Origin of the sequence: Agromyces sp. CF514 (assembly GCF_900113185.1) — a bacterium.
GTDB lineage: Bacteria > Actinomycetota > Actinomycetes > Actinomycetales > Microbacteriaceae > Agromyces.
Genome location: NZ_FOZD01000001.1, coordinates 1,413,369 through 1,427,459 on the forward strand (window position 1 = coordinate 1,413,369; position 14,091 = coordinate 1,427,459).

At 70.9% G+C, this 14,091-nt stretch carries 11 protein-coding genes; 10 read left to right on the top strand and 1 reads right to left on the bottom strand.

Going from position 1 to position 14,091, the window contains the following annotated elements; translation table 11 throughout:
• Window positions 1-93: 93 nt before the first annotated feature.
• Window positions 94-1,284 (top strand): ROK family transcriptional regulator, encoded by a 1,191-nt coding sequence (locus BM342_RS06240; RefSeq protein WP_092964573.1) that lies wholly within the window; start codon window positions 94-96, stop codon window positions 1,282-1,284.
• A gap of 54 nt (window positions 1,285-1,338) precedes the next feature.
• On the opposite strand, the gene BM342_RS06245 is transcribed toward BM342_RS06240, so the two are convergent.
• On the bottom strand, window positions 1,339-1,923 hold the full coding sequence (locus BM342_RS06245) for a TetR/AcrR family transcriptional regulator (protein WP_092964574.1): 585 nt from the start codon (window positions 1,921-1,923) through the stop codon (window positions 1,339-1,341).
• Window positions 1,924-1,979: 56 nt separating this feature from the next.
• Between BM342_RS06245 and BM342_RS06250 the strand changes: the two genes are divergently transcribed.
• The 9 genes from BM342_RS06250 to BM342_RS06290 all read left to right on the top strand — a co-directional run bounded on the left by BM342_RS06250 (window position 1,980) and on the right by BM342_RS06290 (window position 14,074).
• The gene (locus BM342_RS06250; protein ID WP_092964575.1) at window positions 1,980-3,740 is read left to right on the top strand and encodes an FAD-binding protein; all 1,761 of its coding nucleotides are present in this window, start codon (window positions 1,980-1,982) and stop codon (window positions 3,738-3,740) included.
• Window positions 3,741-4,016: 276 nt separating this feature from the next.
• A complete protein-coding gene (locus BM342_RS06255) occupies window positions 4,017-5,291 on the top strand; it encodes a multidrug effflux MFS transporter (protein WP_092964576.1) in 1,275 nt (424 codons plus the stop codon).
• 258 nt (window positions 5,292-5,549) lie between these two features.
• Entirely contained in the window at window positions 5,550-6,332 is a 783-nt protein-coding gene (locus BM342_RS06260) for a phosphatase PAP2 family protein (protein ID WP_092964577.1), read from the top strand.
• A gap of 84 nt (window positions 6,333-6,416) precedes the next feature.
• Window positions 6,417-7,439: a LacI family DNA-binding transcriptional regulator gene (locus BM342_RS06265; RefSeq protein WP_092964578.1), complete on the top strand. Its 1,023-nt coding sequence runs from the start codon at window positions 6,417-6,419 to the stop codon at window positions 7,437-7,439.
• A gap of 217 nt (window positions 7,440-7,656) precedes the next feature.
• Window positions 7,657-8,991, top strand: a complete 1,335-nt coding sequence (locus BM342_RS06270; protein WP_092964579.1) for an ABC transporter substrate-binding protein — start codon at window positions 7,657-7,659, stop codon at window positions 8,989-8,991.
• Window positions 8,992-9,100: 109 nt separating this feature from the next.
• Window positions 9,101-10,057 carry a carbohydrate ABC transporter permease gene (locus tag BM342_RS06275; RefSeq protein ID WP_092964580.1) on the top strand — a complete coding sequence of 319 codons (957 nt, stop codon included), beginning with the start codon at window positions 9,101-9,103 and terminating at the stop codon, window positions 10,055-10,057.
• Entirely contained in the window at window positions 10,057-11,022 is a 966-nt protein-coding gene (locus BM342_RS06280) for a carbohydrate ABC transporter permease (RefSeq protein WP_092964581.1), read from the top strand. The genes BM342_RS06275 and BM342_RS06280 overlap by 1 nt, the downstream gene beginning before the upstream one ends.
• 129 nt (window positions 11,023-11,151) lie before the next feature.
• Window positions 11,152-12,663: an arabinosylfuranosidase ArfA gene (locus tag BM342_RS06285; RefSeq protein WP_092966609.1), complete on the top strand. Its 1,512-nt coding sequence runs from the start codon at window positions 11,152-11,154 to the stop codon at window positions 12,661-12,663.
• Window positions 12,664-12,736: 73 nt separating this feature from the next.
• Window positions 12,737-14,074: an FAD-binding protein gene (locus BM342_RS06290; RefSeq protein WP_092964582.1), complete on the top strand. Its 1,338-nt coding sequence runs from the start codon at window positions 12,737-12,739 to the stop codon at window positions 14,072-14,074.
• Window positions 14,075-14,091 lie beyond the last annotated feature (17 nt).

Consider the following 14,091-nt stretch of genomic DNA (forward strand, 5'->3'; position numbering starts at 1 on the left):
TTGTCGAAAGTGATCTGGACGCCTCGAATATACGGGCACATTGATTTGCGGTCAAGGGCAACATATTCGGCACCCGGCTCTAGACTCGGTGTCGTGTCAGATCGCGCGGGAACGTTCGACGGCGTGCATCGCCGCAACCTCGCCAAGCTCCTCGGCCTCGTGCACCTCGAGGGGCCGATGTCGCGCGCCCGGCTCACGGCCGAGACCGGGCTCAACCGATCGACCGTGGCCTCGCTCGCGACCGAGCTCGTCGACCTCGGGCTCGTCGAGGAACGCGCCCCAGACCCGACCAACCGCGTCGGCCGCCCGTCGCCCGTCGTCGCCGTGCATCCCGACGTGCAGGTCATCGCGGTCAACCCCGAGGTCGACGCCGTCACCGTCGCCGCCGTGACCCTCGACGCCCGCATCGTCGTGCGCGAGCGCATCGACGTCGACCACCTCGTGACCCCCGAAGAGACCGCCGCGCTCGTCGCCGACGCGATCGCGCGGTGGCGTGGCGACGAACTCGCCAAGTCGCGGCTCATGGGCGTGGGTCTCGCGGTTCCGGGCCAGGTGCGGCACAGCGACGGCCTCGTGCGCTGGGCGCCCCACCTCGAATGGACGGATGCCCCGGTGCGCGCGCTGTTCGAGGCCGCAACCGGCCTGCCGACGCAGGTCGCCAACGACGCGACCCTCGGCGCCACGGCCGAGCACCTCTTCGGCGTCGGCCGCGGCGTCGCCGACCTCGTCTACCTCAACGGCGGCGCGAGCGGCATCGGCGGCGGACTCGTCGTCGACGGGCGACTCGTCGGCGGCGCGCACGGCTACGCGGGGGAGTTCGGCCAGAACCGTCCGGGCATCGCGCGTGCCGACGACCGGCGCGCGCCCGACGGCGTGCTCGAAGACGAGGTCAGCCGTTCGCGCCTGCTCGAGGCGGTCGGCCGCGCGAGCGCCGACGAGCCGACGCTCGCGGGCCTGCTCGCGGCATCCGACGACCCGGCGGTCGCCGACGAGCTCGCCAGGCAGCAGCGCATCCTCGCGACCGCGCTCGCCAACGCCGTCAACGTGCTGAACCCCTCGCTCATCGTGCTCGGCGGGTTCCTCGCGACGCTCGCCGAGTGGAACCCGGCGGCCCTCGAGGCGGCCGTCGCGGCGCACGCGCTGCCCGTGGCATCCGAGGGGCTCGACATCAGGGTCGCCGAGCTCGGCGAGAACCGCCTGCTGATCGGCGCCGCAGAGCTGGCCTTCGCGGGCTTGCTGGCCGACCCGCTCGTCGACCCGGCGATCGTTCCGCTGGTCGGCTGAGGCGGGCGCGGGCGTCGCCGTCGCGCGCGGCGCCGGTCGAGGCTGGTGCGGGCGTCAGCCCCGCTCCGGTGCGAACGACCTGCGGAAGATCGCCCACGCCTGCTCGGCCATCGGGCGGCGCTCCGCGGCATCCGTCCTGGCGAGCAGGTCGACGAGCATCGTGATCGCGAGCAGCACGTCGTCGTCGGCGACGTGGTCGCCGAGGCGGCCGGCCGCACGGTCGCGGGCGACGACCGTGCCGACGACGCCCGCCAGCCGGGTCGTCAGGTGCGCGACGCGCTCCTCGTGCCGGCGCTGCCAGATGAGGTCGATGAGCGCCGTCGAGACGGCGGCGAGGTCGATGATGTCGTCGATGAGCGCGTCGAGCGTCGTGTCGGGGAGGGCGACGGATGCCTCGAGCGCGTCGAAGTTCTCGTCGAACACCGCGAGCGCGAGCGCCGTCTTGTCGGGGAAATGACGGTAGAGGCTGCCCTGACCGACGCCCGCCCGTTTGGCGATGGCGCTGTAGGGCACCTGCAGTCCGGATTCCGCGAAGATCTCGCGGGCGGCGGCGAGGATCGCGCGGCGGTTCTCGGGGCCGGCGCCGGGGCCGCGGTTGGCCTTCGCGGGCGGTGCTTCGCTCTTCCGGGAATCGGGCACGGGTGTTAGCGTACAACCGACTACCGGACAACGATGTCCGGTTGAAGGAGGAAGCAATGACCGGATCCTGGGACCGCGAGGTCGACGTGCTCGTCGCGGGCACCGGCGCCGCGGGCATGACCGCCGCGATCACCGCCGCCGATCGGGGGCTCTCGACGCTCCTCGTCGAGAGCACCGACCGCTGGGGCGGCACGACCATGCGCAGCGGCGGCGGGCTGTGGATGCCGAACAACCCCGTCATGAAGCGCCGCGGCATCGCCGACTCGCGCGAGGAGGCGCTGACCTACCTCGAATCGGCCATCGGGCCGGTCGACGCGATCGGCCCCGCGAGCTCGCAGGCCAGGCGCGAGGCGTTCGTCGACACGATTCCCGAGCTCGTGGGCAAGCTCGAGCAGCTCGGCGTGCGCTGGGCCGTCGCGAAGGACTACCCCGATTACTACCCCGACCGACCGGGCGGCAAGATCGGCCGCGGCATCGAGTCCAAGCCGTTCGACGCGAAGCGGCTCGGCGACTGGCGCGAGACCTCGCGCACGGGCGACTCGATCCCCGCGCCCATGCAGACCGACGACGTCTGGCTGCTCATGCGCGCCTGGTCGTCGTGGTCCGGGTTCTTCCGCGGCGCCCGGTTCGTCTTCCGCACGCTCGGCGGGCTCGTCACGGGCAAGAAGCTCTACGGGTTCGGCGGCGGCCTCATGCTGCAGCTCGGGTTCATCGCGAAGCAGCAGGGCACCGAGATCCTGTTGAATGCCCCGCTCACCGAACTCGTGAAGGACGACGACGGCCGGGTCGTCGGCGCGGTCGTCGCGGCGCCGGGCGGCGCGCTGCGCGTCCGGGCGAGGCACGGCGTGATCCTCGGAGCGGGCGGGTTCGCCGCGAACACCGAGTGGCGGCAGAAGTACCACGGCATCCGGGGGTACACGTCGGCCGCCGAGGGCGACCTCGGCACGGCGATCGAGGCCGGCGTCGAGGCGGGCGCCGACGTCGCCCTCATGGACGACGCCTGGTGGGGGGCCTCCGTGCCCGTCCCGGGCAAGCAGGCGGCGTTCGTGCTCAACGAGCGCTCCGACCCGTTCAGCCTCGTCGTCGACCAGTCGGGCGCGCGGTACCTCAACGAGTCCGAGAGCTACATCGACTTCGGACACCACCTGCTCGAGCGCAACGAGGTCTCGCCGGCGAACCCGTCGTGGCTCGTGGTCGAGAAGCGGCACCGCCAGCGGTACATGTTCGGCGCACTGCTCGGCGACGGCAAGCTGCTGTTCCGCGAGGGCGTCGCGGTGAAGGCCGACACGCTCGAGGAACTCGGGCGCAAGATGGGCGTCGACGCGGCCACGTTCGCGGCGACGATCGCGCGCTTCAACGGACTGGCCAGGGGCGGGGTCGACCTCGACTTCGGACGCGGCGCGACCGCCTACGACCGCTACTACAGCGACCCCCGTGTGAAGCCGAACCCCAATCTCGCCGCGCTCGAGAAGGGCCCGTTCACGGCCGTGCAGCTCGTGCCCGGCGACCTCGGCACCAAGGGCGGGCTGCTGACCGACGAGCATGCCCGCGTGCTCGACGCCTCGGGCGAGGTCATCGCGGGCCTCTACGCGGCCGGCAACACGACGGCCTCGGTCATGGGCCGCACCTACCCGGGGCCGGGCTCGACGATCGGGCCCGCCGCGGTGTTCGGCTACCTGGCGGCGGTGCACGCGGCGACGGCCGTTCCGGCGGCGACGCCCACCCCGGCGGAGGTGCCGGCGACCCCGGTCGCTGCGCCCGCGGCGGAGCAGGCGCCGTCCGGCCGGGCCGAGCCGGTCGAGGTGCCGGCGGCCTAGCCTGCATCCAGACGAGCGGATGCCGCGGCGGCGCGTCGCGGCATCCGTTCTCGTTTGCGCGGCTGCGGGTCGCGGCGCTCGCCGACGAAAACCGAATGCGATTCGCACTTGCGGTGGGGGAGGGGGCATCGGGTAAACTCGACTCTCAGTCGAATCGATTCGAGCCCATCGTGGGGCTGCGGATCGAACCACGACGGCGCCCTGCCGGGCGCCGTCTCCCGTCTCCCGGCGTCCGAGGGCGTGCGCCGCCGCACTCGAGCACGCCTGGACACCGCCATGTCATCCACCGCATCCATCCCCATCCTCCGACCCTCCGACTACGAGGCCCCCGCCCACCCGGGCGACCTGCTGAGCCGTCGCCAGCGACTCGTCTACGTGCTCGTGCTCGGCGCGCTCACCGCGCTCGGCCCGTTCACGGTCGACCTCTACCTGCCCGCGTTCCCCGTGCTGCAGAGCGAGCTCGGCGTCTCGGCCGCGGCCGTGCAGCTGACGCTCACCGGCACCATGATCGGCTTCGGCTTCGGCCAGCTCATCGTCGGCCCCTGGAGCGACAAGGTCGGTCGCCGCCTGCCGTTGATCCTCGCGACGATGCTGCACATCGCGGCATCCGTCGGCGCGGCCTTCGCGCCCGACATCGTGTGGCTGAGCGTCTTCCGCCTGCTGCAGGGCTTCGGCGCGGCGGCCGGCGGCGTCGTGGCCATGGCCATGGTGCGCGACCTCTTCGGCGGCAAGCCGCTGGTGCGCATGCTCTCGCGCCTCGCGCTCGTGAACGGCCTCGCGCCGGTGCTCGCGCCGGTCATCGGGTCGCAGCTGCTCGGCGTCATGGACTGGCGGGGCATCTTCGTCGTGCTCGGCGTCTACGGCCTGGTCGTCGTGCTCGCGGTCGCCTTCCTCATCGTCGAGACCCTGCCGGAGTCGCGCCGCCACGTCGCCGGCCACTCGACGCTCGGCGATCGCTACAAGGCGCTGTTCCGCGACCGCGTCTACCTCGGCGCCGCGATCATCGGCGGCATGACCTTCACGGGCCTGTTCGGGTACCTGTCGACCTCGTCGTTCCTGTTCCAGGAGGTCTACGCGTTCACGGCCCAGCAGTACGGCATCCTGTTCGCGGTCAACTCGGTCGGCGTCATCATCGGCGTGCAGACGAGCTCGCGCCTCATGCGCGGCTCGGTCGCGCCGCAGTGGATCCTCGCGATCACGACGATCGTGCACCTCGCGATGGCCGCCGCCATCATGGTGCTCGACTCGTCGGGCGCAGGCTTCTGGGGCACCGCGATCCCGCTCTGGATCTACATCCTCGCGTGCGGATTCTCGTTCCCCGCCGTGCAGGTGCTCGCGCTCGCGCACCACGGCGCCGAGGCCGGCACCGCGGCGTCGCTCCTCGGTGCGCTGAACTTCGGCCTCGCCGGGCTCATCTCGCCGCTCATCGGACTCATGGGCGTCGGCAGCGCGGTGCCCATGGCGATCGTGCAGATCGCCGCAGCCCTCGTCGCGATCGCCGCGCTCTGGCTGCTCGTGCGGCCGCGCACGGTTCCGCCGCTCAGCGACTGATCGGTCGGCCGCGCGCGGCTGACGATCCGGTGGTGACCGGCCGGACTCCGGATGCCGGTGGCCGGCCGAACTCCGGATGCCGGCGGCCGGTGCCCGCGTGTCGCGGCCCTCGGCGCGGCGTGTCGCGTGTTGCGTCCGGAGTTGCGCAGGCGTAAGTCGCGCGCGGCGCGCGGAGCACTGCGGCGGCGCGCCGCCTGGACGGCGACAGATGCCGCGTGCCGTGCGCCGAGGCATCCGTCGCCTCGCTAGCGTGGGGCCATGACTGCGCACGATGACGCCGAGGCCCAGGCCACGGCCCCCGACGGAGCGCTCTCGCCCCCGCAGCGCGCGGCCCGCGTGCGGCGCATTGGCCGCCGGGTGCCGCTGATCGCGGGCGCCACGGCGGTCGTGCTCGGGGCGCTGCTCGGCCTGGTGATCGCGGTGCGAGCGGGCGGGCTGCCGCTAGGCATCGACGAGGAGTGGTCGCTCGAGCTCGCCGAGACGCACTCGGCGGCGGCCGACGCGTTCGCGCTGTTCATGAATGCGCTGGGCGGTGGCATCCTCGGCGTGGTCGTCGTTCCGGTCGCGATCACGATCGCGCTGATCGTGCTGGGGCGGCCGTGGGCGGCGCTGTACTTCGCGCTCGCGTCGGCGGCCAGCGCACTCGTCGTGCAGGTGCTGAAGGAGCTCTACGGCAGGCCGCGACCCGAGGACATGATGGTCACGAGCGATTACGGTTCATTCCCGTCGGGGCATGTGGCGAACGCGGCCACGATCGCGGTGGCGCTCGGCGTGATCGTGCCGCGCGTGTGGGTGTGGGTCGCCGGCGCGATCTACACCGTGCTGATGGCGATCAGCCGCACGTACCTCGGCGTGCACTGGCTGACCGACACGATCGGAGGGGCGCTCGTCGGGGCCGGCGTCGCACTCGTGCTCTGGGCGGCGCTCGCCGTGCCGCTCGAGCGGGAGCGTCTCGCGAGGCTGGCGCGCATCTCGGAGCGGAATGCCGCGTTCGCGCAGTCGCACGTGACGCCGCCGTCGGGGCACCGGCCGGCTGGTTGAGCCGGTGAGCCACGCCGCGGCCGACTCCGCCGACAACACTGGGGTACAACGTTGTAGAGTACCCGCAGGATCCCAGGAGGCGACATGGCTGTGACGCTGCACGACGTGGCACGCGTGGCCGGCGTGTCGATCAAGACGGTGTCGAACGTGATCAACGCGTATCCGCACATCCGCCCCGCGACCAAGGAGCGGGTCGAGGCGGCGATCGCCGAACTCGGGTACGTGCCGAACCTCACGGCCCGCAGCCTCAAGTCGGGTCGCACGGGCGCGATCGCGCTCGCGGTGCCCGAGCTCGGCCTCAGCTACTTCGCCGAGCTCGCGGCGGCCGTCATCGAGGCGGCCGAGGCCGCCGGACTCGTGGTGCTCGTCGAGCAGACGGGCGGCGATCGCGAGCGCGAGCTCGACCTGCTGCGCAGCCCCCGGCTCAAGATGACCGACGGGCTCATCTTCAGCGCGCTGGGCATGAGCGAGGCGGATGTCTCGAGCCTCGCGGTCGACTACCCGCTCGTGCTGCTCGGCGAACGCATCTTCGGCGGCCCGACCGACCACGTGACGATGCGCAACGTCGAGGCGGCGCGCGCAGCGACCGAGTACCTCATCGCTTCCGGACGACGGCGCATCGCCGTGGTCGGCGCGCACGAGGGCGAGATCGTCGGTTCGGCCGCCCTGCGCATGCAGGGGTACCTCGAGGCGCTCGAGGCCCACGGCATCCCGTTCGACGACTCGATCATCGGCTACACGACGCTCTGGCACCGCTCGAACGGCGCGAGGTCGATGACCGAGCTGCTGGCCCGCGGTGCCGAGTTCGACGCGGTCTTCGGCCTGAACGACACGCTCGCGCTCGGTGCGATGCGCGTGCTGCAGGCCTCCGGTCGTCGCGTGCCCGAAGACGTGGCCGTCATGGGGTTCGACGACCTCGACGAGGCGGGGTACTCGATCCCGTCGCTCACGACCGTCGACCCCGGGCAGAAGTGGATCGCGAAGACCGCCGTCGCCACGCTCGTCGAGCGCATCGCGTCGGGCGCCGAGGTCGGGCCGCCGCGCCTGCTGCTCGCCGACTTCCGCATCGCCGAGCGCGAGTCCGCGGTCTCCGCGCCCGCCGCCTGACGGCGCTCGCCCCTCGCCTCCCCGCGCCCCGCCGCACCACCGTGCCAGCGCGCCGCCCGGCGGCATCCGCTGTCCCGATTGCACTTGACAGGCTCGGACGCCTTGGGCATCATGTCTCTACAACGTTTACTTTACAACGTTGTACAACCAGAACCGGGCAAGCAACCCGGGCGCACCTGACAGAGTCGTCCACCGCACACAGAAAGAGCACCGCACGATGAAGAGCAAGCTCCTCGCCCTCGGCGGCACGGTCGCCGTCGCGGCCGCAGCCCTCACCGGCTGCAGCGCAGGCGAATCCACCTCCGCAACCGACTGCACCAACAAGATCGTGAACGCCGACGCCACGCAGGTGAGCGTCTGGGCCTGGTACCCGGCCTTCGAAGACGTCGTCGACCTGTTCAACGAGAACCACGACGACGTCCAGATCTGCTGGACGAACGCGGGCCAGGGCAACGACGAGTACACCAAGTTCTCGACCGCGCTCGAGGCCGGCTCGGGCGCCCCCGACGTCATCATGCTCGAGTCCGAGGTGCTCTCGAGCTTCTCGATCCGCGACGGCCTGGTCGACCTCACCGAGTTCGGCGCGAACGACGTCAAGGGCGACTACACCGAAGGCGCGTGGAAGGACGTCTCGAGCGGCGACGCCGTCTACGCGATCCCGGTCGACGGCGGTCCCATGGGCATGCTCTACCGCCAGGACATCCTCGACCAGTACGGCATCACGGCCCCCACCACGTGGGACGAGTTCGCCGCAGCCGCGCAGACCCTGAAGGACGCGGGCGCCCCCGGCGTGCTCGCCGACTTCCCGACGAACGGCCGCGCGTACAACCAGGCGCTGTTCGCCCAGGCGGGTTCGGTGCCGTTCGAGTACGACAACGCGAACCCGACCGAGATCGGCATCGACGTCAACGACGAGGGCTCGAAGAAGGTCAACGCGTACTGGAACGACCTCGTCTCGAAGGGCCTCGTCGCGACCGACGACGCCTTCACGGCCGACTACAACACCAAGCTCGTCGACGGCAGCTACGCGATCTACGTCGCCGCGGCCTGGGGCCCCGGCTACCTGAGCGGACTCTCGGATGCCGACAGCGACGCCGTGTGGCGTGCGGCGCCGGTCCCTCAGTGGGACCCCGCGAACCCCGTGCAGATCAACTGGGGCGGCTCGACGTTCGCCGTGACGAGCCAGGCGAAGGACAAGGAGGCGGCCGCGGTCGTCGCCAAGGAGGTCTTCGGCACTGAAGAGGCGTGGAAGATCGGCATCGAGCAGGCCGCACTGTTCCCGCTCTGGAAGCCGATCCTCGAGTCCGACTACTTCCGCGACCTCGAGTACCCGTTCTTCGGCGGTCAGCAGATCAACAAGGACGTCTTCCTCGACGCAGCGGCCGGCTACACCGGCTTCACCTTCAGCCCGTTCCAGAACTACGCGTACGACCAGCTCACCGAGCAGCTCTACGCGATGACCCAGGGCGAGAAGAGCTCCGACCAGGCGCTCGACGACCTGCAGGCCTCCCTCGAGACCTATGCGGGCGAGCAGGGCTTCACGTTGAAGTAGCGGTGCATGGCGGATGCCTCGTGGGCGACCCCGAGGCATCCGCCCCCGCATCCGACGGAAGCCGACGCCCCACCGACCACCGCCCACCGCCTCGACGAGGAGAGCGAGCATGACCACCCAGACCACCGCCGGGCCGCCGCCCGTCGCGACGCGCAGCAGTCGCGACCCGCGCAGGCCCCACGGATCACGCCTCGAGCAGCGCCGCCAGCGCTGGGGCTGGCTCTTCGTCTCCCCGTTCCTCGCGGTGTTCGCCCTGTTCCTGGTGTTCCCGCTGTTCTACGCGTTCGGCATGAGCCTGTTCACGTCGACGCTCGCGACGGGCACGAAGTTCACGGGCATCGGCAACTACGTGAAGGCGTTCACCGACCCGCTCTTCATGGAGGGCCTGCTCCGGGTCGCCGCGTTCGCGATCGTCATGATCCCGGCGCAGCTGATCGTCGCGCTCCTCGCGGCGCTCGTGCTCGACTCGCTGACCTCGTGGCTCTCGAAGCTGTCGCGCCTGCTGATCTTCGTGCCGTACGCCATTCCCGTGGTCATCGGCGCCCTCATGTGGAGCTTCCTCTACAGCCCGAAGTTCGGGCCGAGCGCGACGCTCTTCACGGCCGTGGGCCTGCCGACCCCCGACTTCCTCGCGTCGGGCACGATCTTCGGCAGCCTCGTGAACATCGTCACGTGGCAGTGGTCGGGCTACTACATGGTCGTCATCTACGCGGCGCTGCGCTCGATCGACCCGTCGATCTACGAGGCCGCCCGCATCGACGGCGCCAACGGCCTGCAGACCGCGCTGCGCATCAAGCTCCCGATGATCTCGTCGTCGATGGTCATGGTGATCACGTTCGCGCTGATCGGCACGCTCCAGTTCTTCACCGAGCCGGTGGTGCTGCGCAACATCGCGCAGGGCGCCATCGACGCGGCGTACACGCCGAACATGTACGCGTACTCGCTGGCGTTCTCGTACAGCCAGTTCAACTACGCCTCGGCGATCGCGTTCTCGCTCGGCGCGCTCGTGTTCGCGGGCTCGTACCTCTTCCTCTTCCTCACCCGCAAGCAGAGCGGACTCAAGTGATGGCCATCCTCAACACCGATTCGTCGCGCGGCACGGGCGCCGACGCCCTCACGACCGTCACGGGCGTGCCCGACCACGCCTACCACGGCCCGCGCGGCGCGCGCGGCGAGAACGGCCGTCGCCGGGGCGGGCGCCGCATCGGCTCCCACGTCTTCCTGATCATCCTCGCGATCTACTTCATCGTGCCGATCTGGTGGCTCTTCGTCGCCGCCACGAAGGACACCGCGGGCCTCTTCAGCAGCCCGGCCTTCTGGTTCGACGACACGTTCGCCCTGTTCTCGAACATCGGCGAGCTGTTCACCCACCAGGGCGGCATCTACTGGCGCTGGCTCGGCAACTCGTTCCTCTACGCGTTCGCGGGCGGCATCGGCGCCACGATCCTCGCGATCCTCGCGGGCTACGGGTTCGCCAAGTACCGCTTCCGCGGGCGCAACGGCGTCTTCGGCGTGATCCTCGGCTCGGTCATGGTGCCGCTCACGGCGCTCGTGATCCCGACGTTCATGCTGCTCAGCCAGTACGGCATCATCAACACGCCCTGGGCCGTGATCCTGCCGAGCCTGCTCAGCCCGTTCGGCGTCTACCTCATGCGCATCTACACGCAGGACGCGGTGCCCGACGAGATGCTCGAGGCCGCCCGCATCGACGGCGCCGGCGAGATCCGCACGTTCTTCCAGGTGGCGCTGCCCCTGCTGAAGCCCGCGATCGTGACCGTGCTGCTGCTCTCGGTGGTCGGCACGTGGAACAACTTCTTCCTGCCGCTCGCCGTGCTCACCGACCCGCAGCTGCTGCCCGTGACCGTCGGCCTCAACCGCTGGACCGCGCTCTCGAACGCGGGCGCGGGCGGCGAGCAGGTCTGGAACCTCATCACCTCGGGCTCGTTCATCTCGGTGATCCCGCTGGTGCTGTCGTTCCTGTTCCTGCAGCGCTACTGGCAGGGCGGCCTGGCCATCGGCTCCATCAAGTGACGGATGCCGCGGCATCCGCTCGCCCTTCGAACCACCTCTCGACCCGCTGACCTCTCGAACCACTGACCTCTCGACCCACCGACCACTCGACCTCGACCGACCATCGACTTCGATCCTGAAATGAGCATCATGACCACCGCACGCCTGACCGTCGACCCGCACTTCGCCGTCGGCCGCATCGACCGCCGAGTCTTCGGCGGGTTCGTCGAGCACCTCGGCCGCCACGTCTACGACGGCATCTACGAGCCCGGCCACGAGACCGCGGATGCCGAGGGCTTCCGCTCAGACGTCGTCGACCTCGTGAAGGAGCTCGGCGTCTCGACGATCCGCTACCCGGGCGGCAACTTCGTCTCGGGCTTCCGCTGGGAGGACTCGGTCGGCCCGCGCGAGGAGCGCCCCCGCCGCCTCGACCTCGCCTGGCACTCCACCGAGACGAACGAGGTCGGCCTGCACGAGTTCCAGGGCTGGCTCGACAAGGTCGGCAGCGACCTGATGCTCGCCGTCAACCTCGGCACGCGCGGCACGCTCGAGGCGCTCGACCTGCTCGAGTACACGAACATCGCGGGCGGCACGGCGCTCTCGCAGCGCCGCATCGACAACGGCCGCACCGACGCGTTCGGCGTGAAGATGTGGTGCCTCGGCAACGAGATGGACGGCCCGTGGCAGCTCGGGCACCGCTCGGCCGACGATTACGGCAAGATCGCGAGCCAGACCGCGAAGGCGATGCGCCAGCTCGACCCCTCGGTCGAACTCGTGGTCTGCGGCTCGTCGAGCGCGCACATGCCGACGTTCGGCGAGTGGGAGCGCGTCGTGCTCACGCACGCCTACGACGACGTCGACTACATCTCGTGCCACGCGTACTACGAGGAGCGCGACGGCGACCTCGGCTCGTTCCTCGCGTCGGCGGTCGACATGGACCACTTCATCGAGTCGGTCGTCGCGACGGCCGACCACGTGAAGGCCGTGAACGGCAGCTCGAAGTCGATCAACATCTCGTTCGACGAGTGGAACGTCTGGTACATCGAGCGCTTCCACGGCGTCGACAAGATCGAGGGGCTCGACAACTGGCCGGTCGCGCCGCGCCTGCTCGAGGACGTCTACTCGGTGGCCGACGCGGTCGTGTTCGGCAACCTCATGATCTCGCTGCTGAAGCACGCCGACCGGGTCACGAGCGCGTCGCTCGCGCAGCTCGTCAACGTCATCGCGCCGATCATGACCGAGCCCGGCGGCATCGCCTGGCGCCAGACGACATTCTTCCCGTTCTCGATCACCTCGCGCCTCGCGCAGGGCGAGGCGCTCGAGCTCAAGCTCGACGCCCCGACCTACTCGACCAAGGCCTACGGCGAGGTGCCGCTCGTCGACGCCGTCGCCACGCACGACGCCAAGACCGGCCGTTCGGCCGTGTTCCTCGTGAACCGCTCGCAGACCGAGGCGCTCACCGTCACGGTCGACATCAGCGGCCTCGGCGAGGTCTCGGTGCTCGAGTCCCACACGCTCACCGACGACGACGTGTACGCGAAGAACACGCTCGAGCAGCCCGAGCGGGTCGCCCCGAGCCCGAACGAGTCGATCGCGATCGACGGCGGCGAGCTCACGATCACGCTGCCGCCCGTGTCTTGGACGGCCGTGTCGCTCGGCTGAGCGGGCACAGGCCGGTAACGTCGCCCCCGGGCGAGCGGATGCCGCGAGCCGGCGCCGACACGACAGGAGCACGATGACCGAGCGAAACCCCGCCGAACACGACCCTGCAGGCCTCGGGGTCGCGGGCCTCGGCCCTGCCGGTCGCAACTGGGCCGGCAACCTCGCGTACGGCGCCGCGCGCCTGGCGAGGCCGACCTCGGTCGACGAGCTCGCGGAGCTGGTCGTGGCGGCGGGGCGGGGGAGCGCGTGCGTGCGTGCGCTCGGCTCGCGGCACAGCTTCAACCGCATCGCCGACACCGACGGCCTGCTCGTCGAGACGTCGGGCCTGCCGACGCACGTCGAGATCGACGCCGAGGCGCGCACTGCGCGCGTCTCGGCGGGCCTGCGCTACGGCGAGGTCGCCGAGGCGCTGGAGCGCGAGGGCTGGGCGCTCGCCAACCTCGCGTCGCTGCCGCACATCTCCGTGGCCGGCGCGGTCGCCACGGGCACGCACGGTTCGGGCGACGCGATCGGCTCGCTCGCGACCCAGGTCGCCGCGCTCGAACTCGTCACGGCCGACGGCTCGCTGCTCCGGCTCCGCCGCGGCGACCCCGACTTCGACGGCGCCGTGGTCGCGCTGGGCGCCCTCGGCATCGTCACCGCGCTCGAACTCGACATCGAGCCCAACTACGAGGTCGCGCAGACGGTGTTCGAGCGCCTCCCGCTCGAGGCCGTGCTCGCCGATCTCGACGCCGTCACGGGGCTCGCGACCTCCACGAGCCTGTTCACGACCTGGCGAGAGCCCGATGTCGTCGACCAGCTCTGGCTCAAGCAGCGAACGGATGCCGCGACATCCGCACCTCCTCGCGACGTGCTCGCGCAGATGGGCGTCCGGCCCGCGACCGCGAAGCGCCACCCGCTGCCCGGCGTCTCGGCCGAGCACTGCACCGACCAGCTCGGCGTGCCCGGCGCGTGGTTCGAGCGGCTGCCGCACTTCAAGCTCGGCTTCACGCCGTCGAACGGCGACGAGCTGCAGTCGGAGTTCCTGGTGCCGCGCGAGCGGGCCGCCGATGCGATCGCCGCGGTGCGCGGTCTCGCGGACTCGATCGCGCCGCTCCTGCAGGTGACCGAGATCCGCACGGTCGCGGCCGATGCACTGTGGCTCTCGTCGTCATACGGGGGCGGCACGGTCGGCATCCACTTCACCTGGCTGCCCGACCAGCCCGCGGTCGAGGCGCTCCTGCCGACGCTGCAGGCGGCGCTCGACCCGTTCGACGCGCGACCGCACTGGGGCAAGCTGTTCGACGTCGGGTTCGCAGCGCAGCGGATGCCGCAGCGCTACGCCCGATGGGACGATTTCCGTTCGCTCGCGGCGCGGCTCGACCCGGACCGGGTGTTCGGCAACGGCCTGCTCGAGCGCATCGGGCTCTGATCCGCCCGCGCCGCTAC